The organism is Nocardiopsis dassonvillei subsp. dassonvillei DSM 43111, assembly GCF_000092985.1.
In the GTDB taxonomy this organism is placed as follows: domain Bacteria; phylum Actinomycetota; class Actinomycetes; order Streptosporangiales; family Streptosporangiaceae; genus Nocardiopsis; species Nocardiopsis dassonvillei.
In genome coordinates, this window is sequence record NC_014210.1 from 3,111,223 (window position 1) to 3,132,794 (window position 21,572).

The 21,572-nt window shown below is 74.2% G+C and carries 14 protein-coding genes; 6 read left to right on the forward strand and 8 right to left on the reverse strand.

Features of this window, described 5'->3' with window-relative positions; all coding sequences use genetic code 11:
* Positions 1–68 precede the first annotated feature (68 nt).
* The 4 genes from NDAS_RS12900 to NDAS_RS12915 all read right to left on the reverse strand — a co-directional run bounded on the left by NDAS_RS12900 (position 69) and on the right by NDAS_RS12915 (position 9,007).
* A complete protein-coding gene (locus NDAS_RS12900; RefSeq protein ID WP_013153636.1) occupies positions 69–4,352 on the reverse strand; it encodes a TIGR02680 family protein in 4,284 nt (1,427 codons plus the stop codon).
* On the reverse strand, positions 4,352–5,794 hold the full coding sequence (locus tag NDAS_RS12905) for a DUF2398 family protein (protein ID WP_013153637.1): 1,443 nt from the start codon (positions 5,792–5,794) through the stop codon (positions 4,352–4,354). Before NDAS_RS12905 ends, NDAS_RS12900 begins: the two co-directional genes overlap by 1 nt.
* On the reverse strand, positions 5,794–7,323 hold the full coding sequence (locus NDAS_RS12910; protein WP_013153638.1) for a TIGR02677 family protein: 1,530 nt from the start codon (positions 7,321–7,323) through the stop codon (positions 5,794–5,796). The genes NDAS_RS12905 and NDAS_RS12910 overlap by 1 nt, the downstream gene beginning before the upstream one ends.
* Positions 7,324–7,522: 199 nt before the next feature.
* Positions 7,523–9,007 (reverse strand): sodium/glutamate symporter, encoded by a 1,485-nt coding sequence (locus NDAS_RS12915; protein WP_013153639.1) that lies wholly within the window; start codon positions 9,005–9,007, stop codon positions 7,523–7,525.
* Between the two features lie 537 nt (positions 9,008–9,544).
* On the opposite strand from NDAS_RS12915, the gene NDAS_RS12920 reads away from it, so the two are divergent.
* Together NDAS_RS12920 and NDAS_RS12925 are read left to right on the forward strand one after the other, a co-directional pair.
* Positions 9,545–10,048, forward strand: coding sequence for a DoxX family protein (locus NDAS_RS12920; RefSeq protein ID WP_013153640.1), 504 nt, complete (start codon positions 9,545–9,547; stop codon positions 10,046–10,048).
* A 119-nt stretch (positions 10,049–10,167) separates the two neighbouring features.
* Positions 10,168–10,983, forward strand: coding sequence for a metallophosphoesterase family protein (locus tag NDAS_RS12925; protein WP_041552748.1), 816 nt, complete (start codon positions 10,168–10,170; stop codon positions 10,981–10,983).
* A gap of 151 nt (positions 10,984–11,134) precedes the next feature.
* Here NDAS_RS12925 and idi read toward each other — a convergent pair whose 3' ends face one another.
* From idi to NDAS_RS12945, 4 genes are all read right to left on the reverse strand, one after another.
* On the reverse strand, positions 11,135–11,734 hold the full coding sequence (gene idi, locus NDAS_RS12930; protein WP_013153642.1) for an isopentenyl-diphosphate Delta-isomerase: 600 nt from the start codon (positions 11,732–11,734) through the stop codon (positions 11,135–11,137).
* 82 nt (positions 11,735–11,816) lie between these two features.
* Complete coding sequence (locus NDAS_RS12935) at positions 11,817–12,677, reverse strand: geranyl diphosphate 2-C-methyltransferase (protein ID WP_013153643.1); 861 nt, start codon at positions 12,675–12,677, stop codon at positions 11,817–11,819.
* A gap of 104 nt (positions 12,678–12,781) precedes the next feature.
* The gene (locus NDAS_RS12940; RefSeq protein WP_041552749.1) at positions 12,782–14,110 is read right to left on the reverse strand and encodes a family 2 encapsulin nanocompartment cargo protein terpene cyclase; all 1,329 of its coding nucleotides are present in this window, start codon (positions 14,108–14,110) and stop codon (positions 12,782–12,784) included.
* A gap of 52 nt (positions 14,111–14,162) precedes the next feature.
* Entirely contained in the window at positions 14,163–15,566 is a 1,404-nt protein-coding gene (locus tag NDAS_RS12945; RefSeq protein WP_013153645.1) for a family 2B encapsulin nanocompartment shell protein, read from the reverse strand.
* 757 nt (positions 15,567–16,323) lie between these two features.
* Between NDAS_RS12945 and NDAS_RS12950 the strand changes: the two genes are divergently transcribed.
* The 4 genes from NDAS_RS12950 (at position 16,324) to NDAS_RS12965 (ending at position 21,145) form a co-directional block, all read left to right on the forward strand.
* Complete coding sequence (locus NDAS_RS12950) at positions 16,324–17,367, forward strand: 2-keto-3-deoxygluconate permease (RefSeq protein WP_013153646.1); 1,044 nt, start codon at positions 16,324–16,326, stop codon at positions 17,365–17,367.
* The gene (locus NDAS_RS12955) at positions 17,364–18,563 is read left to right on the forward strand and encodes a four-carbon acid sugar kinase family protein (RefSeq protein ID WP_013153647.1); all 1,200 of its coding nucleotides are present in this window, start codon (positions 17,364–17,366) and stop codon (positions 18,561–18,563) included. Before NDAS_RS12950 ends, NDAS_RS12955 begins: the two co-directional genes overlap by 4 nt.
* 336 nt (positions 18,564–18,899) lie before the next feature.
* On the forward strand, positions 18,900–19,928 hold the full coding sequence (gene pdxA / locus NDAS_RS12960) for a 4-hydroxythreonine-4-phosphate dehydrogenase PdxA (RefSeq protein ID WP_013153648.1): 1,029 nt from the start codon (positions 18,900–18,902) through the stop codon (positions 19,926–19,928).
* Between the two features lie 329 nt (positions 19,929–20,257).
* Positions 20,258–21,145, forward strand: coding sequence for a GntR family transcriptional regulator (locus NDAS_RS12965; protein ID WP_013153649.1), 888 nt, complete (start codon positions 20,258–20,260; stop codon positions 21,143–21,145).
* The last annotated feature ends 427 nt before the right edge of the window (positions 21,146–21,572 follow it).

A 21,572-nucleotide genomic window follows, 5' to 3' on the forward strand; every position in this document is an offset into this window, starting at 1 on the left:
TGTGTCGTTTCCCGGCACGGCCCCGGTGCGCCTTCGGAAGAAGTCCACCGGGGCCGTGCCGGGACCGCTCAGGCGTCGGCGTCCTCCAACAGGGTTCCGGCCGAGGACAGCGGGGCGAACCGGCTGGGGGTGATGCCCAGCAGCTGCGCGGCCAGCTCCTCGTTGCCGGAGAACCCCGCGTCGGCGTCGATGGTCTGGGTGCCGTCCCAGAGCATGAGCATCGCCGAGACGGTGTGCGCCCCCTTGTCGTGGTGCATGTCGTAGTGGGCGGCCATGGGCACGCTGTCGTAGTGCACCCACAGGTCGTGCCCGGTCATGAACATGTCCAGGTCGAAGGTGACCGTCAGCCCCATGAGCTCGGGCTTGTAGCGGTCGTCGATCCCGGCGAAGGCCTCGTCCAGGGCCACCATCCGGGGGCAGGTGGGCGCGGCCGAGGTGTACAGGGCGTTGGCGGCGGCGAACAGCGGCAGGTGGATCGCGGCGGACTTCTCGCCGCCCGACATCTGCTCGTGCTTGTTCCTGGTGAGCTTGACCTCCTCCTGGCCCGGCACGGCCAGGCGCAGCTCGAACCGGTACCAGGTGCGGTAGTCCAGCACCGCCGACAGGACCTGCTTGTAGGTGGCGCGCGGGTGGGCGGCGTGGTGCTCGCGGATCATCTCCCGCAGGACCTCGCGCAACCGGGTCAGCCCCGAGGCGCCCAGCTCGTCGGTGTCGCGCCGGACCAGGCGGGCGGCGGTGGCCTGGTGCTCGCTCACGCGGTCGGAGCGGCTCCAGCGGATGCCGATCCGGGTGCCCGAGGACATGGGCCGCGAACGGGTGTCGCGGTCCATGCTGACGACCAGGTCGCGGGCCACCCGCACCCGCTCGTGGATCTGCTGGGCGATCCCGGTGAGCAGTTCGTCCTCCAGAACCCCGCGCTCCTCCTCGCGCAGCAGCGCTCCCTGCTCCTCGACGCGTTCGGCGATGACGCGGGCGAAGGCGGAGACGGGGTTGCGGCCGGTCTCGTCGTTGACGAACACCGTGATGACGCCGCTGACCCCGAGTTCGTGGTCGACCCGGTAGCCCTCGGCGTCGCCGCCCAGGGTGTCCTGGAAGGCGCGCAGGGCGTTGGAGATGCGTGTGGAGACGGTCTTGAGGTCGCCGTCGGTGACCGCGGACCCGGAGCCGACGGCGGCGGTGAACGCGTCGAGCAGCTCCGCGGCGCGGCCGGGCAGGACCGCGCGCACGGCGGCCTCCGGGTCGTCCGGGGCCTCGGCCAGGACCTGTTCGGCGGCCTCCTCGGGGGCGGGCCAGGAGCGCCGGTCCGGCCAGGCGTGCGCGGTGTCCACGCCCAGGGTGGCGCGCAGGTCGGGGTGGGTGAGGGCGGCGAAGGCGTCGGCCTGCTCGAACAGCGCGGAGAGGGAGTCGGTGAGGGCCCGCTGCCCGCCCTCCAGCTTCTCGTCGGCCCGGATCATGGCCTCGTGGGCGGCCGCGGCCTCCTTCTGGGCGCCCTGGTGCTCCTCACGGGCCCGGTGCAGCTCCTCCTTGACCTGTTCGAGCTCGGCCATGAGCTCGCGGACCGGGGCGTCGATGCCCTCCTGCTTGGCGGCCAGCTCGGCCGCGGCGCGCTCGTGCTCGCGGGTGCGCTCCTCGTGGCGTTCGCGGTCCTCCTCCAGCCGTGCGCGCAGGCGGTCCAGGGTCTCCTTCCGGCCGTCCAGGTCGACGGTGTGCCGGTCGACTTCTGCGCGGGCGGTGTGCAGGCGGCGCGCGGTCTCCAGGAAGTCGTCCACGGCGCGGGCGACGGCGTCCACCGCCTCGGGCTGGGCGGGCATGGCGCGTTCGGAGGCCACCGCGCGCACCTGGTGGCGGTGGGCGTCGACCTCGGCGACCGCGGCGTCGAGGTCGCGGCGGCGCTCCTCGCTCTCGGCCCTCGCCGAGGCCAGGAGGGTGGACTGCTGGTCGACCCGGCGCACGGCCCGGTCGATCGGGGCGGTCTCGGGCAGGGCGGCGCGGGCCCGGGTGAAGGCCTTGAGGAGTTCGCCCGCCCGGTCGAGCTGTTCGGCGACCCGTGCGCGCCGCTCGTCGAGTTCGGCGATGCGGGCGTCGCACTCGGCCAGGCGTTCGCGGCGGCGGTGGGCGCGGTTGGTGGCGCCGATGAACTCGGGGGCGGCCTTGGGGCTGACGCCCACCAGCACCCCCTGGGCGAACCGCGCGCCGGTGCCGACGGTGTGCGCCGCCGCTCCCCCGGCGCCCGTGGCGTCAGCCGCCCCGAGGGACTGGACGGTGTCCGTGGCCCCGGCCGAGCCCTCGCTGTCGCGGACCAGGCGCACCGACGCCAGGACGCGGGCGATGACGTGCTCGGGGACCCGGTCCTGGCGCTCGGGCACCAGCACGTCGGCCAGGGTGGGCCCCTCGGGCGCGGCCGCGCCCTCGGCGGGCAGCAGGTAGGCGTCGGCCCCGCCCGAGGCGAGCGCCGCGCGGGTGGCGTCGGCGTCGGGGTGCACCCAGGCGGTGAGCAGGCCCGCACCGTGCAGGGCGCCCTCGACGGCGGCGGCCTCGTCGTTCGCCGACCGCGTCGGCGAAGCGGACCATCTGCCACGCGGGGCGCCGGGGCTCCCCTCGCGGGAGGCGGTGCGCAGCGCGTCGGCGGGCGGGGCGTCGTCGCGTTCGGCGGCGATGTCCGCGCGCTCGCGGGTGAGGCGGTCGATCTCGGCGCCGAGCCGGTCCCGGTCGGTCTCCAGCGTGCGCGTGTGCGCGGCGGCGTCCAGGCGCTGCTGGTCGGTGTGCTCGCCGTAGACCTCCGACACCGTGGGGGTGCCGGGGCGTCCGACGCTCTCCAGTGCCCCGCTCAGGGCCGCGACGCAGGCGGCGTCGGTGACCGGGGCGGGCCCCTCGGCCCAGTGCTCGGCCCAGGCGGTGAGCGCGTCGGCGGCACCGGCGCGGGCCGCGGCCAGGTCGTCGGCCGCGCGGGCGCACTCCGCCTCGCCGCGTCCGAGCCTGTCCTCGGCCTGGGCGGCGGCCCGTTCGGCGGCGCCGCGCGCGGTCTCGGCGCGGGCGAGTTCGGCGAGGCGCTCGCGGACCGCGGCCACGTCGGCGCGGCGGGCGGTCGCGCGCGCCCGCGCGGCGGCGGACAGGTCGTCGCCGGTGTCGGCGGGGCCCTCCCCGTCGTGGTCGAGCCCGGCCTGTGCGGCGTTCTCGGCCAGCTCCGCGGCCAGTTCACCGGTGCGCGCCCGCCCGTGTTCGAGGTCGGCGGCGACCCGGTCGGCCTCACGCTGGAGGGCGGTGACCTCCCCGGCCTGGTCGTCCAGTCTGGCCCGCTGTTCGGCCAGGGCGCGGGCGGTCTCGGCGCTGTGCGCGCGTTCGATCTCCAGGGCGGCGTGGCTGCGGAAGGCCTCGTGCGCCTCCAGACCGCCCCTGCGCGCGGCGAGCCGACGGATCCGGGCGTCGTGCTCCTCGGCCCGGCCGGTGGCGGCGGCGTGCGCGAGCGTGGCCCGCTCGCGGGTGTCGCGGGCCTCGGCGATGGCGCGGGCCTGCTCGGCGGTCTGCCCGGCGGCGGTGTGCACGCGGGCCAGGCGGTGGCGGGCGTGGGCGGTGAGGTAGGCGGCGTACTCCCCGACGAAGGCCGTGGTCGCGGCGTGCGCCGTGCTGGCCTGGTCGAAGCGGCGCTGGACGGCGGCCAGGTTGGTGAAGTCGCGGGCGGCCTGGTCGAGGAGTTCCTCGTCCAGGGGGCTCAGGCCGCTGGTGAGGGTCTCGGAGACCTTCTCGGGGTCCAGGTCCTTGGCCAGCAGCGGGCGGCGCAGCGCCAGGAGCAGGTCGAGCAGCTGGACGTAGCGCTCGCCCAGGCCGAACAGGCGCGCGTCCACGGCGCGGCGGTAGTCGGCCGCGGTGGAGCGGAAGGCGTCCTCGCCGAGCACCCCCTTGAGCTGCCGCTCGGTGAGCGGGCGGCCGTCGGTGGCGAGCAGGCCGAAGTCCACGCCCAGGCGCTGGTCGGTGACGAAGAAGGAGGGGGTCACGCCGTCGCGGTGGCGGTGCGCGCGCAGGCCGATGACCAGGGTGACCGTCTCGGTCCCCTCCCCCGGTCCGGTGCGGGCGAACTCCATCCACACGTACCCGTACTCGGAGTCCTGGCCTCGGTAGAGCAGGTTGGACTTCATGGTGCGGTTCTGGCCGCTGAAGGGGTCCAGACGGCGGGCGTCGGTGTACCCGTCCAGGATGAACGGGAAGAGCACTTCCAACGCCTTGGTCTTGCCCGAGCCGTTGTGTCCGCGCAGGACGAGGCGTCCGTCGGCGAACACGAACTCCTCGTCGACGTAGTCCCAGACGTTGATCACGCCGGCGCGGCTGGGCCGGAATCGGTCGCTCCTGGGGGACATTACTTTCCTTCCGCGGAGGTGGAGGCGGCTGCGGGGGCGGTGTCGGGCGAGGGGCCGGAGGAGACGGGCCCTCCCGGCGGGGGTTCGGTCAGCCCCAGGGGCAGCTGTCCCCCGTCGGCGCGCTCGGGCAGCGCGCCCTGGATGTTGCGGTAGCGGGAGGCGGCGGGGAGCACCAGGGCGCCGCCGGGGACCGGTCTGATGAGGGAGAGTTCGGCGAGCAGGGTCAGGGCGGCGTCCAGCAGGCCGTAGGGGTCCTGCTGCCAGGCTCCGCCGAAGGAGGCGGCGCCGAACTCCGCGTAGAGCTCGTGGATCATGGTCTCCCACCGGCCGCGCTCGACCAGGGGGACCTCCAGCAGCGCCGCGGCCTCCTCCCGCTCCCCGGCGGGCTCCACGGTCCAGGCCAGGTCGGCCACGACGCCGTCGCGGGGCAGACCGGCGTCCACGAGCCGGACGAGTTCGGCCTGGTCGTCGGCGTGCGGGGGCACCTGGAGCCGGACCAGCGCGGCTAGGGAGGTCTCCAGCAGGTCGGCCACCTTGGCCAGCAGCAGCCCGGCGGTGCGGTTGACCGCCCCGCCCCGGCCCGGGAAGGGCCGGTCGGTGAAGGTGCCCGCCGGGTCGGCCAGCAGGACGCCCTCGGCGCGGCGCTCGACGCTGAGCCCGGTGGCGCGGGCCAGGTCCTCGGCCACGCCCCGGCCGCGCAGGACCGCGGCCACGGCCGGTTCGACGTCGGCGTAGTACACGACCGGCCGTTCCACCAGGAGCCGCCGCGCCCGCCGGGCCGCCTGCTCGCGCGGCGAGGCCTCGGTGAGCGGGTCGGCGAGCAGCCCGGCGACGCTGCCCAGGTGCTGGACCGGGCGCGCCGGACGGAACAGCAGCTCGCACACCTCGTGGTCGATGTCGAACAGGGCGTCGCCCTGCTCGCCGCCCGCCGCCCACGCCTCCAGGGACCCGTCGGACAGGTGGAGCGCCCCGCGGTCCACCAGCCAGTGGGCGACGTCGACCAGCGCGGCCTTGTGGGCGCCGTCGGTGGGGTCGTAGCCCAGCCCGGCGACGGCGTTGGCCCCGGGGGTGAACCGGGCGACCAGGTCGGCGAGGCTGATCTCGATCTGGGAGCGCTGGAAGGCGGCCAGGACCAGGCACAGGTAGGCGAGTCTGCGCCGGTCGAAGGGCTTGCCCCGGCGCGAGAAGGTCTGGCGCTGGGTGGGGTCCAGGGCGTCGAGTTCGCGGACCAGGCGCACGTGGTCGGTGGTGGCGACCAGGGTGTAGCCGAAGAGCCGCTCCAGGTCGGCGGCGAGTTCGTCGGCCCAGCGCAGCACCTGGTCCAGGACGCCGGGGCGCGGGCGCGCGGCGGTGATGAGGTCGCAGGTCAGGACGCGGCGCATGGCCTGTTGGTAGGAGCCCAGGTCGGCGGGTGCGACCGTGCGGGCGAAGAGTCGGGGCATCAGGTGTTCTTCGTTCGGGGCCGGTGGCCGGTGGCCTCCAGGCGCAGGCCCGGCAGGTGGATGCGGCCCTGGCTGGTGTGGACGGTGCTGCCCGCCGGGTCGGGGACCAGGCGGACCATGGTGCCGTCGCCCTCGCCGCCGGCCGAGGACAGGCGTCCGGCGACGACGCTGCGCGACTCCAGGGCGCGGGTGACCAGGCGCAGCAGGACGCGGGTGTCGGTCTCGTCCAGGACCCGGCCGTGGGCGCCCAGGTCGACCAGGCGGGCCGCGGCCTCGCGTTCGGCGGCCCGGCCCGCGGCCTGCTGTCCGCGAAGGCGCGCCTGGGCGCCGGGGTTGCGCCGCACCGGCTTGGGCACGCCCGCGTTGGGGGCGTTGCCGCTGCGGAACAGGGTGACCGACACCTCCATGCCGGGGGCGTCCCACCAGGTCGTGTTGGGCGGGATCTGTTCCTCGTCGTCGTGGGCCGCGCCCAGGTGGCGGGCGGAGCGGACGTTGAAGGCGGCGCCCATGAGGGCGTGCGCGGCGCCGTCGTCGGGGGTGTGGAACACCCACTCGGCGAGGTGGCGCAGCTGGGTGGAGCGGTTGACCCCGCCGCGCTGGGCCTCGGTGATCTGGCGCAGCAGGGCGATGACGCCCGAGACGGCCGACCGGGTGGCCGCGTGGAGTTCGGCGGCCCGCGCGGGGATGGCGTCGTCGGAGGCGAACCAGGCGCGCAGGGCACGCCAGCGGCGGCGCCAGTCGGCCAGGCGCTCGTCGCGCTCCATGAACAGGCGCTCGTCGGAGTCGGCGGCGCGGGAGAGCAGCGTGGCCAGCCCCGTCTCCTCCACCTCGCGCACGGCGCGGTCCAGGCGGGGCAGGTAGCGGTCGAGTTCGGCCATGAAGTCGCTCATGTGCACCAGCAGGGCGTTCTTGTGGCGCAGGAAGATGTCCGGGGAGGTGTCGGTGGAGCGCAGGATCTCACCGAGGGTGACGTGGAACTGGGCGGAGCGGCGCCCCATGTCCTCCATGACCGCGTCCAGGCGCGCGAGCCTGCGGTAGACCTGTTCGGCCCGGCCGGTGCGGTTGGCCTCGGCCAGGGCGCGCAGGTCGTCCAGGACCTCGGAGAAGACCAGCCGGGACAGGTTGACGTCCTCGATGCGGGCGCCGAGCAGGTTCTCCACCGACTGGTAGGCGCGGTAGCCGAGTTCGCTGAACTGGTAGACCGACTGGCGGTTGCGGTAGCGCGCCAGGTTGCCCGCCCGCGAGGCGTCGTCGAAGCGGTGCACGACGCGGTCGGCGTGCAGCTCGTCCAGGCGGTCGCGCAGGCTCCGGTCGGGCACGGGCACCCCGTCGTGGGACCGGGCCAGCTCGCGCAGGGCCTCGGCGACGTCGTCGGGGGCCACCTGGACCTGGTGGACCTCGCGCAGGCGGTCCATGGCCCGCAGGATCCACAGGTAGGTGACGTGGTCGTCGCGACGGGTGAAGTTGAACAGACGGAACCGGTCGCTGACCGCGAGCGGGTCCATGTCGAGGGCTCTGCGTTCGACCACGGGCCGCCCCTTCGGTTGGTGTGCGCGTTGCCGGGGCGGACCTCGGACCGGTCGCGCCTCCCCACTAACGCTAGGTGACCGAAGGGACGGTACACCCGTTTTCCACAGGCCCGGTTCGGGAGGAGGCCCGGCGCCCCGGCGAAAGCCGCGTCCGGCGCCCCGCTCCGCCGCGGCCGGACCGGCGGGCGCGTGCGCCGGGTCAGGACACCGTCTCGGCCTCCTCGGCCTCCCGTTCGGTGGCTGCGGCCCCGCGCGACCCGCGACGGAGCACGAACAGGCCCGTGGCGAGGCTGGCCGCCAGGACGACGGCCATGATCGCCAGGAAGCCCACCGCTCCCACCTGCGGGCTGATGATCAGCGGGATGGCGGCCGCGGTGACCAGGCCGCCCCCGAAGAACGGTTCGAAGATCAGCTGCTTGTAGCCGAACGCCGGGTAGGCGGGCGACTTCATCTCCGGGTCGACGACGCGCATCAGCACCAGGCCCGTGGCGGTGACGCCCAGGGACTGGCCGAACTCGCCGATGCCCCGTTCGAACCAGTGGCTGGGCATCATCCGCGGCGCCAGGAACAGGAAGCCGCACAGCGACCACAGGACGCCCGCCACGGCGAGGATGGTGAAGGCGGCGATGTTGTCGGCGATGGCCTGGAGCGAGAGGGTGGCCATCGCGGCGATGATGAGCACGTCCAGCGACAGGCCCTGGATCCGCTCCACGGTCCCGTGGTCCACCACGTCGTTGCGGTCGAAGCGGTCGATGAACACCTGGAGGAGGATGCCGCCGATCATGGCCAGCGGGAACAGCGGCACGTAGGCCATGATCTCGATGGTGTCGGCCCACAGAGTCCGCTCCAGCCACTGCAACCCCATGAGGATGAGCTGACCGATCAGCACGGCGAGGGCGACCAGCCCGAAGTGGAGCGTCATCGGGTCCATGGACGAGGGGTGGACGGTCATGGTCGAGCCCGCCGAGCGCTTGCCGGGTTCGACCAGCCCGGCCTGCTCGGTGTCGCTGCCGCGCGCGTCGTCGCTGATCACGTTGGACTTGCCGCGGCGCACGCCCCAGTTGATGAGGACGATGCCGACGATGATCCCCGACAGCAGTCCGACGGTGGCCATGCCCAGGGCCAGGTCCTGCCCCGCGGCCCAGCCCGCCTGCTCGAAGGTGTCGCCCAGCCCCGCCGCGGTCCCGTGCCCGCCGAGGAAGCCGATCTCGATCAGGGCCCCGGAGATGACCGGCACGCCGAACAGGGGTGCGAGCACCAGCAGGGCGAGCACCAGGCCGATCACGTACTGGCCGCTGGCCATGGTGACGCCGAAGGCGAGGTTGGGGCCCGCCAGGGAGGCGGCCTCGCGCAAGCGCGGCAGGGGCTTGCCGAGGAAGAGGCTGGCGAAGACCACCGAGATCAGCAGGCCGGGCAGGGCCGACCAGACCGCCATCACGTCGGTACCGAAGAGGCCGCCCTCGGCCGCGCGCTCAGCGAAGCCCCCACCGACGCCCCGGTCGGCCAGCCAGCCCATGAGGCGCCCGAACACGTCGGGGCCCAGGAGCAGGGCGACACCACCGCCGATGATCGACGCGGGAAGGTAGAGCCTCTGCGTCAGCTTCCACCTGACCCGTACCAGCTTCGCTGTCAGCAGCAGCACTCCCAGCAGCAGGAGTGCGAGGCCGACGGTCTCAGGGCTCATCCTCTACCTCTCGTGTGTCGGTTCCGCGAGCGCGTGCGCACCCGGACACGAGCGGGTCGGGGCGGCACGCCTCGGCTCGGCGCCGTGGCGGGGAGGTAGGGGGGAGGGCGCCACGGCTCGGGTGACCGTGTCGTCACGATCACCCGCGGCATCCTACCACATCCCGTAGTGGTGTCGAACACGGACTCGACGTGACCGAAGCGGACGCGGCACACGGGTCCGCTCACACCGCGCGGGCCGCGGCGACCTGGGCCGCCGACGCTTCCACCCGCGACAGGGCCCGAACGCGGTCCACGGACGGCTCTGTGGCGGCCGCGGGGGCGGGGCGTCCACCGTCGGGGCCCGGTCCGCCCTATCCGAGCCGGTCCGCCCGGCGGTCCGCCGCCGGGATGGGAAGTGTCACGCGGGGTCCGCGGGCATCCGCGGGCCCCGTCCGCCACCGCCCTTCCATCTTTCCGTTGACAAGTTCCACCGGGAGGAGGAATATTGCCAGTGGAAAGATTGCGGGGACGGGAGAACACACCGGGAGGAAGCACCATGGAACCGCTCATCGCCCTCGTCGGCGTCACGGCGCTGCTGCTCGCCCTCGGCGCGGCGGGCGTGCGTCCGCTGCGCTCCTGGCCGCTGGCCCTGCGGGGCGGGATCGCGGCCATGTTCGCCCTGACCGGGGTGTCGCACTTCGTGGGCATGCGCGAGGACCTGATCGCGATGGTCCCGCCCGCGCTGCCCGCTCCCGCCCTGCTGGTCACCGTCACGGGCGTCCTCGAACTGGCCGGGGCGGCGGGGATCCTGTGGGCGCGCACCTCGCCCTGGGCCGCGGCCGGACTCAGCGCCCTGCTGGTGGTCATGTTCCCGGCCAACGTGTACGCGATCACCGCCGGGACGGTCACCGGGATGACCGAGAGCCTGCCGGTGCGCACCGCCATGCAGACGGTGTTCCTGGCGGCGACGCTCGCCGTGCTGGTCCACCACCTGCGCGCCCGGCGGCGCGCGGCGCCGGACGCCCCCGCGCGGGCGCCCCGCGCCGGGACCGTCGCGTGAGCCGCCCGGCGGCACGGCGCAGGCCGGCCCCCGCGTACGCCCCGGGGCGTACGCGGGGGCCCTCCCGCGTTTGTGTGTAGGGTGGCCGCGGACCGGTGCCGACACGGGGAGACGGTGGGATGGGCCTGTTCGCCATCAGCGACCTGCACGTACGGCACGGTGACAACCGCGCCTTCACCGAGGGGCTGCGCCCGGAGTCCGACGACGACTGGCTCCTGGTGGCCGGGGACGTCGCCGACACCGGCGAGGAAGTCCTCTGGGCGATGGAAATGCTGGCCGACCGGTTCGCCACCGTGGTCTGGGTTCCGGGCAACCACGACCTGTGGACCACGCCCAAGGACCCCGTCCAGCTGCGCGGGGAGGCGCGCTACCGGCACCTGGTCGAGGGCCTGCGCGGACTGGGCGTGCACACCCCCGAGGACCCCTACCCGGTGTGGCCGGGGCCCGAGGGGCCGGTCGCGGTGGCCCCCCTGTTCGTGCTGTACGACCACACCTTCCGGCCCGAGGGGACGCGCACCAAGGAGGAGGCGCTGGCGGTCGCCCACGAGGCGGGCGTGGTGTGCACCGACGAGTACCTGCTGCACCCCGACCCCCACCCCGGGCGCGACGCCTGGTGCCGCGCCCGCCTGGAGTACACGCGCGAGCGGCTGGACGCGCTGGACGCCGACCTGCCCACCGTGCTGGTCAACCACTTCCCGCTGGTGCGCGAACCCACCCGGATCCTGCGCCACCCCGAGTTCGCCCAGTGGTGCGGGACCGAGGCCACCGCGGACTGGCACGTGCGCTACCGGGCGCGCGCCGTGGTCTACGGGCACCTGCACATCCCGCGCACGATCGTGGTCGACGGCGTGCCCCACGTGGAGGTCTCGCTGGGCTACCCCCGCGAGTGGGGCGCCCGTCCGCACCCGCCCGAGGGGCCGCGCCGCATCCTGTAGGCCCCGGGCGCGACGGGAGGGCGCTGCGTCCGTCGGCCGTCGGCGCCCGACCGGGAACCCCGTACCGGTCCCGCCCGCCCGGCTCCGCGTCCGGCCCCCCGGCCCCCGTCCGGGTACGCGGGACGGAAGCACGGCCCGCGGCGGCCGGGGACTACCAGCCCGCGTCGGGCGCCAGCTCGCGCACCGCGGGCAGCGCGGCGTCGAACACGGTCGCGAACCACGCCGAGACCGGGTGCTCCCCGCGCAGCCGCGCGAGCCCGTCCGGGTCCACGAACGCGGTCCCGGCGATCTCCCCGGGGTCGGGGCGCAGGTCGTCGCGCACCAGGCCGACGAAGAGGTGGTTGTACTCCTGCTCCACCAGCCCGGAGACCGGGTCGGGGTGGTTGTAGCGCACGGTCCCGGCCTCGCGCATCAGCACGGGGGCCGCGCCCAGCTCCTCGCCGGTGCGCCGGGCGGCGGCCGCGAAGGGCGTCTCGCCGGGGTAGGGGTGGCCGCAGCAGGTGTTGGACCACACGCCCGGGGAGTGGTACTTGCCCAGGGCACGGCGCTGGAGCAGCAGGCGGCCCCGCCCGTCCAGCAGGAAGACCGAGAAGGCCCGGTGCAGCCGCCCGGGGGGCAGGTGGGCGGAGAGCTTCTCCGCGGTGCCGATCGTCGCCCCGTCCTCGTCGACCAGTTCGAGCATGACCGGCCGCGCGGCGGGGTCGTACTGGTCGGCGGCGGAGCGGTGGTCGGTGTCCGTTCTGGCGGTCATCGGTGTCCTTCGTGTTCGACATCGGGGTGCGGACGCTCGGAGGGGCGGCGCGGACACCGGCCGCGCCGCCCCTCCGGGAGGTTCAGACGCGGTCGGCCGCGATGAGCAGGTAGTGGAAGCTGTTCTCCTTGTAGGCGGTGAGGAAGGGCTCCTCGATGCCGGTGGCCACGGAGGACTTCGCGCGCAGCTCCCAGTAGGGGATCGTGGCCGCGGTGAGGTCCACGACCTCCATGGGGACGAGGCCGTTGGCGGCCATCGCCCGGAAGTACTCGCTCCGGGGGTGGATGTTGCAGGTGTAGTGCTCGTCGATGCGGCTGACCGCCTTGGAGCGGCCGCCGGTGACGTCGTTGTAGCAGCCGGTGATGGTGACGTAGCGGCCGCCGTACTCCAGCAGGCGGGCGTGCTCGCGGAAGAGCTCGAACAGGTCCACGTACATGGTGGACTCGTTGTTCCAGCTGGCGCGCAGGGAGCCCGTCTCGAAGCCGGTGTCGAGCATGTTGCGGAAGTGGAAGCGCACGCGGTCGGACACGCCCCGCTCCTCGGCCTGGGCGTTGGCGAAGGCGACCTGCTGCTCGGAGATGCTGATGCCGTCCACGTGGCAGCCGAAGCGCTGGTTGGCCATGAAGCTGGTGCCGCCGCGGCCGGAGCCGGTGTCCATGATCCGGTCGCCGGGCGCGACCGGGCCCAGGTAGTCCAGCAGCACGTTGGCCTGCGCGGTCTCCAGGCGGTGCATCTCCTGGATGATGCGCTCGTCGCGGGTCTCCTCCGGCCCCTCCAGCACGGACGGGTCGTAGTCGCCGACCCCGTAGTGGTGGTGGTAGAGGCCGTCGACCTCGCCGAGGCGGATGTTGACGGGGTCCTTCTCGGCGTTCCAGTACGCCGCCACGGACTCCTGGTAGGCGGTGCGCAGGACGTCGGACGATCGGCTGAGGGTCTCGGTCATCGCGGAGGAACTCCTTGTCGTGGTGTGTCGGTCCGGACCGGCCCGTGCTCGGGGCCGGGCCGGTCCGCTGCGGGGGGAGGGGCCGCGCCGGGCGCGCGGCCCGTTCAGTCGGTGCCCGCCCCGTGGTAGCGGGGGCTGCGGGCGTGCCATTCGCGGCTGCCGCCGAGCCAGGCCCACAGGCCCCACAGGAAGCGGCGCAGCTCCGGCGAGCCGGTGAGCGCCAGGGCGGCGGCCTCGGCCTCGAAGGCGTGCATGAGCTCGTCGTGGATGTCGACGGTGCGCCGCACCGCCTCACCCAGCGAGCACCCGTCCTCGGTGGCGATCAGCCGGGGAAGGCTGAGGTCGGTGACGTCCTCCTTGCCCATGGAGTACAGGTCGTTGACGATCACGCTCGCGCTGCCCGCCAGGGTGAACACGCGGCGCACGCTGGGCTCGGAGAACACCTGGTGCGGCAGCTCGTACCCGGCGACCGCGTCGATGAGCGCCATGCACGGCACGAAGCTGTTCTCGTGCCGGTGCATGAGGAACTCCCAGACCGGCGGCCGGTGGCCGGTGGCCAGCCAGACGCCCTCCTGGTTGTAGGCCACGAACATGATCGCCAGCTCGTGGCGGAGCCTGCGCACCTGCGAGGCGGTGGCGTACAGGCCCAGGCCGTCCAGACTGGAGCGCAGGGCCCGCATCACGGGGTCCGCGCGCACGACCTCCTCCAGCTGGGGCGCGTAGCGCAGCGGCAGGTGCGCCTGGTCGATGACCGAGTGGGCGATGGCCAGGCGCTGGCCGAGCAGCTCCGGCTGTGCCTCCTCGGCCTCGCCGTCGACGTAGTGGTCGTCCACGGACCACTCGGCCAGGGCGCACTTGGCCGCCGCCAGCAGCCGGTCGGGATCGTCGGTCTCGGGGTGGGCGAGCATGATGAGGCGTCCGAACCCGGCCGAGCGGACCCGGTCGAGCTGGCCGGGGTAGACACCCATCTCCTCGGCCCACACCAGCAGCCGTTCGTCGACCTCGTCCCCCAGGGCGGGATCGTCGCGGACGGCGGGCGGGCAGTACAGCGCCGGGATCCGCTCGCCGTCGACCTCGGGCCCCTCGGGTTCGGAGGCGACGACCGGCCCCTCGGGCGGGACACCGGTCCCCGGGCGCCCGGGCGCCGGGGCGGTGGGGCCCGGGACGCCCAGGCCGCCGGGGTGGCCGGGGAGGCGGAGTCCGGTGCGCACGGCGAGGGCGCCGGGGCTCTGGTCGGCGACGTGGGAGTCGGGCAGCCGGAGCCGCAGCGCCGACGTGCCCACCTGGCGGGACCCCACGGGCAGCCGGGGCGCGGGAGGCGTCCGCGGGGCGGCCGGGGACGCCAGCAGGTCCGGTCTCCCGGGGCGCCGCGAATCACGGAGCAGGCGGTCCACCAGGGCCGCCACCTCGGGAGAGGCGGCGGAGGCGGACATCCTGGGCAGCGGTGGCACCGTCTAGACCTCCTTCCCTGACGGTGTCGGGTGCTCAGCCACGCGGGTGGACCTCGGCGTTCTCCAGGATCCCGATGGCGTCGGGGACGAGCACCGCGGCGGAGTAGTAGGTGCTGACGAGGTAGGAGATGACGGCCTTGTCGTCGATGCCCATGAAGCGCGCGTTGAGGCCGGGCTCGACCTCGTCGGGCAGGCCGGTCTGGTACAGGCCGATGACGCCCTCGTTGTCCTCGCCGGTGCGGACCGCGATGATCGAGGAGGTCTGGTGCTCGGTGACCGGGATCTTGCCGCAGGGCAGGAGGGGCACCCCGCGCCAGGCGGGCAGGTGGTGGCCGTTGACCTCGACGGTGCCGATGTTCAGGCCCCGGCTGTTGCACTCCTTGCCGAAGGCGGCGATGGCGCGGGGGTGGGCGAACATGTACTGGGTGTTGCGGCGCATGCTCAGCAGGTCGTCCAGGTCGTCGGGGGTGGGCGGCCCCGAGTGGGTCTGGATGCGCTGCTTGAACTCGGCGTTGTGGAGCAGGCCGAACTCGCGGTTGTTGACCAGTTCGTGCTCCTGGCGCTCGCGCAGGGCCTGGATGGTCAGCCGCAGCTGCTGCTCGGTCTGGTTCATCGGCTTGTTGTAGAGGTCGGCGACCCGGCTGTGCACCCGCAGCACGGTCTGGGCCACGCTCAGCTCGTACTCGCGCGGCCTGAGCTCGTAGTCCACGAAGGTGCTGGGCAGCTCGGCCTCGCCGACGTGGCCCGAGGACAGGGCGATCTCGGCCTCGCCGTGCTTGTTCTGCCGCTCGCCGGGCAGGGACAGGTACTGCTGGACGTGGGCCTGGAGGGCGGGCGAGTCGTCCAGGATCGCGATGAAGTCGCGGCGGGGCAGCTCCAGCAGCGTGCCCGCCGTCGCGGCCTTGACGGTGTACTCCCACGCCGGTTCGGTGCCGAGCAGGTGCTGGTCGCCGAACCTGTCGCCGTCGGCCAGCACGCCCAGCCGGACGGCCTCGCCGTAGGGGCCGGTGCCGGTCTTGTGCACGCGCCCGTGCGCCAGCAGGAACAGGCTGTCGGCCGCCGTGCCCTCCTCCACCAGGACCTGGCCGTTCTCGAAGTCGCGCTGGACGAAGCGGTTGGCCAGGGCCGCCAGCACCTCCTCGTCGTCGAAGCCGCGCAGCAGGGCCAGCTCGCCGAGTTCGTGGGGGATGACCCGGACCCGGGCGCCGGTCTGCTCGAACTCGATCCGCCCGTCGCCGACGGTGTAGGTCAGCCGCCGGTTGACCCGGTAGGCGCCGCCGTCGGTGTGCACCCACGGGAGCATCCGGGTCAGCCAGCGGGAGCTGATGCCCTGCATCTGCGGCGTGGACTTGGTGGTGGTCGCCAGGTTCCGCGCGGCCGCGGTACCCAGGCTCTGCTGCTTGCTGCTCCGGACCTCAGGAGCCGAGTCGATCGACATCCGCCGTGTCTCTCCTCATGGTGGTGGCGCGCCCGTCCCGCGGGGCCGGGGGAGGTGGCCCCGCGGGCGGGAGCGCGCCGGGAAAGGTTGCGCGTATTCGGATACATGGCGTGACCCGGGCACGTCGGCGCACAGGCCAGCTTTCTCCGTAAACCGCTGATCACCCTAGGAGCACCCATTCGGGCTTCGCAGGGAAACGAGAATTTTTCTCGGAAGCGCCCGAGGGGTCCCTGTCCCATATCCGTGCCGCCTCCACCGGACCCGGGGTCACACATCCCGACGAAAGGCACTTCTCGACCACGCCACAAGCCCACGAACAGGGTGTACGACCCCAAAAACGCCCGCACCCCTCACGCCCGAGTACGAACATATCTGCGAACAGAAACCATGAATTCATGACATTTCATGATGTGAATTTTCGATGAGGAAGGACCGGGCACGCCGCCTCCCGGTCACCGAAGAGGCGCATTACGGCCAACCGATGCTACGCCCGCACCGCGACTCCGACGCGACCCCGGGAGAACACCCGGGCGTTCAGTGGCACGGATCACACCGACCCGGCCGCACTCCCCCGCACACGCCCGCACACCGCCCCCGCGGCGCCTCCGCGCCCCGCCCCGCCGACACCCCGGTGTGAATTCGTGTGCCCGGATCTGACATCATCCCAACTTGTACGTACACTCTGTACGGACAACATGTGTTCCGGCCTCCGACCTCCACGGGCCGCCCGCCGGGCCACCCCTGCGAACGGATACTTATGCGCGACGACCACGGGTCCCTGGTGCCCCTCTACCACTGGATGAACAAGATCCCCGGCGGGGCGATGCTGATCCCCCTGGTCCTGGGATCGGTCATCGGAACCTTCGCCCCCGGGGCGCTGGACATCGGCAGCTTCACCACCGCGCTGTTCAAGGACAGCGCGATGCCCCTGATCGCCCTGCTGATCTTCGCCACCGGCACCCAGGTCACCCTCCGCACGAGCGGCCCCGTCCTGGCCACGACCGGTGTCGTGCTCCTGGGCAAGAGCGTCATCCCCGGCCTGCTGATCATCGCGCTCGCCGCGGTCACCGGCCCCGAAGGCCTCCTGGGCGTGTCGATCCTGGCGATGATCTCCGCCGCCACCAACGCCAACGGCGGGCTGTGGCTGGCCATCACCGGCCAGTACGGACGCGCCCGCGACCGCGGCGCCTACATCGCCGGAGCGGTCAACGACGGCCCCTTCTTCACGCTGCTGTTCATCGGCGCCTCGGGCCTGGGCCAGATCCCGCTGACGACCCTGCTCGCCGCGATCATCCCGTTCGTGCTCGGCGTCGTCGTGGGCAACGTGGACACCCAGTGGCGCGACGTGCTCAAGCCCGTGCCCGGCATCGTCATCCCGTTCTTCGCCTTCGCCCTCGGCACGGGGATCAACCTGGCCGACGTGGCCCAGGGCGGGCTGACCGGCATCCTGCTGGGCGTGGTCATCACCCTGGTCACCGGCGGGTTCGTCTACCTCGGTTACCGGTTCCTGCTGCGGCGCGGCAAGGAGTCCGGCGTCGGCTTCGCCGCCGGCACCGCCTCCGGCAACGCCGTGGCCACCCCGGCCATCGTCGCCGCGGCCGACCCGTCGTTCGCCGCCTACGTGGGCACCGCGACCTCCCAGGTCGCCGCGAGCGTCCTGGTCACCGCCCTGCTGGCCCCGCTGGTGACCACGTGGGTCCTGCGCCGGGCCGGGGCCTCGCCCGCCGAGGCCGAGAAGGAGGAGCAGGCCCGCGCCGCCGCTTCGGCCGCGCCCGCCGAGGCCGAGGAGGACAACTCGTGAGCACACCCGAAGAGCCCCGTGTGGCCGTGGTCGCCGACGACCTGACCGGCGCGGGCGACACCGCCGTGCAGTTCCTGCGCGCGGGGTGGAGCACCGAGCTCCAGCTCTCCCCGGCCCCCTCCACCGCCGAGGTGGTGGCGGTCAGCACCGACTCGCGGGCGCTGCCCGCGAAGCGGGCCGCCCACGCCGCCGACGAGACCGTCCGGCGCCTGCGCGGGGCGGGCGCGGCACGCCTGTACAAGAAGGTCGACTCCACCCTGCGCGGCCCCATCCGCGCGGAGATCGACGCGACGCTCGCGGCCTGGTCGCCCGGCGCGGTCGCCGTGGTCTGCCCGGCCTTCCCGGCCACGGGGCGCACGGTCCGCGACGGGGTCCTCCTGGTCGACGGGGTCGAGGTGCACCGCACCGCGGTCGGCCGCGACCCGGTCACCCCGGTGACCGAGAGCCGGATCGCCGTCCTGCTGGGCGCCGAGCACGTCCGGCTCACCGGCGGTGACGCCCGCGCCGACGCCGAACTGCTGCGCGCCGCCGGCCCGGTCGTCGTCGCGGACGCCGAGACCGAGGAGGACCTGGACCGCCTCGCGGCGGCCGTCACCGCCCTGGGGCCGGACGCCGTGCCGGTGGGCTCGGCCGGGCTCGCCTCCCGGCTGGCCCGCTCCTGGGCCGAGCAGGAGGCCCCGGCGCCCGCGCTGGTGGTCGTCACCTCGCTGCACCAGACCGCACGCGGCCAGGTGGAGGAGCTGGTGGCCGACCCGCGCACCCGCATCGAGCAGCCCGCGCCGGGCGACCTCGCCGACGAGGAGGCGTGGCTCTCCTGGACCCGCGGGGCGCTGGAGCGCTTCGACCCCTCGACGGCCCACACGGCGCTGGTGGCGCCCGAGGACCGCGACGGGCAGCTCGACCCGGCCGCCGTGGCCCGCCGCATGGGCGAGTTCGCCGCCGCGCTGGCCGGACGGCACGAGCTGTCCGGGTTCGTCGTCACCGGCGGCGACGGGGCGCGCGCCCTGACCCGGGCGCTGGAGGCCCGCGCCATCGCCCTGACCGGCGAGGTCGCGCCCGGCATCCCGATCGGCACGCTGTCCGGCGGGCCCCGGCACGGCCGCGCCATCGTCACCAAGGCCGGGGGATTCGGATCCCCCACCGCACTACTGGAGGCCGCCGAGGCGGTCCGCCACCCGAAAGGCAGGAACGCTTGACTTCTCTCCCATTTGAAGCAGGGAGATTCTTCCCTCGCGGGTTGAGCTTTCTGCTTCGCAGCCGGTTGCCGACCCGAACTAACGGCGGGGGGCGGGGTACCGCCCATCGGTCTTACACCAGCTCCACAGACATCACTTTCCGCCAGCCCGGCGGTAGGCCGACCCGGACTTGGTTCTCGTGCGAGCCGACGCGAGCCAGGTTAGCAGTGGTTCACGGGTTCGGTGAATCTGGTGGGACGTGATCCGCTCGAGGGCGAATTACCTTTTCCCGTTTTACTCCACAGAGGTCCGATTCCTCCCTGGCCTGAAGGCCAGAGTTTCCTCGAAAGGATTCAGATGAGCCGTCCCACACTGGCAGTCACCCTGGGCGACGTGGCGGGGATCGGCCCCGAGATCACGGCCAAGGCGCTGCTGCACCACCCCGAGGTCCGCGAGTACGCCAAGCCGGTCGTGGTCGGTGACGCCGACGCGCTGCGCAACGCCGTCGCCGCCGTCGGCGGGGACCCGGAGGCGGTCAACACCGTCGCCTCCCCGGCCGAGGCCGCCGACGAGCCCGGCGTGATCGACGTCGTGCAGACCGGCCCCTCGCTGGGCCACGTCCCCCCGGGCGAGCTGAGCGCGGAGGCGGGCGACGGGGCGGCCCGGTTCGTCATCGCCGCCGTGGACCTGGCCAAGCGCGGCCTGGTGGAGGGCATCGTCACCCCGCCGCTGAACAAGGCCGCGATGCACCTGGGCGGCCACGCCTGGCCCGGGCACACCGAGCTGCTCGCGCACGAGTTCGGGGTGAAGGACTACAGCCTGGTGCTGTCGGCGGACGAGCTGTCCTTCTTCCACCTGACCACGCACGTGTCGCTGCGCCAGGCCATCGAGGGCGTCACCCAGGAGCGCACCCTCCAGGTGCTGCGCCTGATGAGCGCCTTCGCCCGCGCCCAGGGCAGCCCGGACGAGCCCATCGGGGTGGCGGGCCTGAACCCGCACGCGGGCGAGAACCGCCTGTTCGGCGACGAGGACGCCGACGTCCTGGCGCCCGCGATCGCCCGCGCCCGCGAGGAGGGCATCAACGCCCACGGCCCGCTCCCGGCCGACGCCCTGATCCCGGCGGCGGTCAAGGGCAAGTGGAAGCTGGTCGCGGTCTGCTACCACGACCAGGGGCACGCGCCCTTCAAGGCGGTCTACGGGGACGACGGGGTCAACATCACCGCGGGCCTGCCGGTGGTGCGCGTCTCGGTCGACCACGGCACGGCCTTCGACATCGCGGGCCGGGGCATCGCCCGCGAGGCCAGCCTCGTGCTGGCGATCCGCCGCGCGGCCGAGCTGGCCCCCGGCTGGGGCCACGTCTGGCAGGCCACCCGCTCCGAGGGGTAGCCGGTCCGGGGTGCGCGCCCGTGCGCGCACCCCGGTCCCCGTGGTGCGCGGGGGACGCCCGCACGCCACCGCGGCCTCGACACCGACCGGCCTCCCGTGGGAAACCGGGGGCCGCATCCGCACACCGCCGTGTTCCCCCGGCCGACCGGCCCGCCTGTGGTGGGCGCCCCGCCCGTCCTGCGGGGCGCCCACCACAGGCGGGTCCGTTCCACGGGTCTCCCCCGCCCCGGACGACGTGTCCGCCGCGCGGTCCAGCAGCTGGACGCACCCCGCCGCACGGGGCTTCCCCGCCCCGGGGCGACCGTCCCGGCAGGAGGGACGACCCTAGAATGATCCGCATGCCCGTGGACCGCACCGACCCCCGACCGCTGCACGCGCAGATCGCCGGAGCGCTGCGCGCGGAGATCCGCGACCGCTCGATCGCCCCCGGCGACACCCTGCCCAGCGAGGCGGCCCTGCGCGAGCGGTTCGGGGTCTCGCGCAGCGTCGTGCGCCAGGCGCTGGCCACGCTGGAGGACGAGGGCGCGGTCCGCCGGACCCGGGGGCGCGCGGCGGTCGCCGCCGTGCCCACCGAGCACCACCGGTTCGTGCAGCGCGTGACCGGGCTGTTCGACCAGTTCTCCGCCGACGGCCTGCGCCTGTCCACCGCCGTGCTGTCCCTGGAGGCCACCCGTTCGGGCGTGCCCTCCGCGACGCGCCACCTGGGCACGCGCGAGCTGCTGCGCCTGGAGCGGATGCGCTCCCTGGACGGCGACCCCCTGTCCTACGTGCGCACCTGGCTGCCCGCCGAGCGCTTCGCCGCGCTGGACGCCGCGATGCTGCGCGACGCCTCCCTGCACCGGTTGATGGAGGAGCGCTTCGCGGCGGTGCCCACGAGCGGGCGCAGGCAGATCCGCGCCGTGCCCGCCGACCCGCGCATCGCCCGGGAGCTGGGCGTGGCCGCCGACGCGCCGCTGCTGCTGCTGGAGGGCGGGACCTTCGACCAGCAGGGCGCGCCCCTGGAGTGGTTCGAGAGCTGGCACCGCTCCGACCGGGTGGTCTTCGACATCGAGGCCGAGGGCGCCGCCGACCAGGTGCGCATCGCCCCGGACCCGTCGCTGACCGCCTCCCGGCCCGAGGCCCCGGCGGGCGCGGCCCGCGAACCGGGCCTGGACCGTGCCGTGCGGCTGGCCGAGGAGCTGCGCGCCGAACTGGACCGCCTGCGCCGGGAGGGCTGAGCGCTCGGGAGGGCCCGGCCCCGCGACGGGGACGGCCTCGGGGACGCCGCGCCCGCGGCGGGTCCGCCGGTGCCGGACGCGCCGGCGGACCCCTCTCCACCGCTGTGCCCGAGAGGGGTTCGCCGGAGCTCGCCGCCCGGGGTTCGGGCGGCCCGCACGCCGCACCGGCCGTGTCCTCGGCCCGTTCGCTACCCGAACGGGCGGGGCCGTACAAGGGCCGTCCGTCATGCGCGCGCCGCCCCCGGTCATGCGGGCGGCCAGGACACGGAACCGGCAGGTGACGGCGGCGGGCCTGTCCGCAAGCGGTCAGCGGGCTTTCGGCCGGGACGGGGCGGGGTATCTCCATCTCCCGCGCTCCGGCGAGCGGAGGGAGCCGGGGTACCCCCGCCCCGGCGCCACGACTCCTCCCCCACCGCCTCCGGCGGCC

What these genes read in the sequence shown, in the direction of transcription:
- NDAS_RS12900 (WP_013153636.1), bottom strand. Translation starts at nt 4,352, where the DNA reads ATGTCCCCCAGGAGCGACCGATTCCGGCCCAGCCGCGCCGGCGTGATC.
- NDAS_RS12905 (WP_013153637.1), bottom strand. Translation starts at nt 5,794, where the DNA reads ATGCCCCGACTCTTCGCCCGCACGGTCGCACCCGCCGACCTGGGCTCC.
- NDAS_RS12915 (WP_013153639.1), bottom strand. Translation starts at nt 9,007, where the DNA reads ATGAGCCCTGAGACCGTCGGCCTCGCACTCCTGCTGCTGGGAGTGCTG.
- NDAS_RS12920 (WP_013153640.1), top strand. Translation starts at nt 9,545, where the DNA reads ATGGAACCGCTCATCGCCCTCGTCGGCGTCACGGCGCTGCTGCTCGCC.
- NDAS_RS12925 (WP_041552748.1), top strand. Translation starts at nt 10,168, where the DNA reads ATGGGCCTGTTCGCCATCAGCGACCTGCACGTACGGCACGGTGACAAC.
- idi (WP_013153642.1), bottom strand. Translation starts at nt 11,734, where the DNA reads ATGACCGCCAGAACGGACACCGACCACCGCTCCGCCGCCGACCAGTAC.
- NDAS_RS12935 (WP_013153643.1), bottom strand. Translation starts at nt 12,677, where the DNA reads ATGACCGAGACCCTCAGCCGATCGTCCGACGTCCTGCGCACCGCCTAC.
- NDAS_RS12940 (WP_041552749.1), bottom strand. Translation starts at nt 14,110, where the DNA reads ATGTCCGCCTCCGCCGCCTCTCCCGAGGTGGCGGCCCTGGTGGACCGC.
- NDAS_RS12945 (WP_013153645.1), bottom strand. Translation starts at nt 15,566, where the DNA reads ATGTCGATCGACTCGGCTCCTGAGGTCCGGAGCAGCAAGCAGCAGAGC.
- NDAS_RS12950 (WP_013153646.1), top strand. Translation starts at nt 16,324, where the DNA reads ATGCGCGACGACCACGGGTCCCTGGTGCCCCTCTACCACTGGATGAAC.
- pdxA (WP_013153648.1), top strand. Translation starts at nt 18,900, where the DNA reads ATGAGCCGTCCCACACTGGCAGTCACCCTGGGCGACGTGGCGGGGATC.
- NDAS_RS12965 (WP_013153649.1), top strand. Translation starts at nt 20,258, where the DNA reads ATGATCCGCATGCCCGTGGACCGCACCGACCCCCGACCGCTGCACGCG.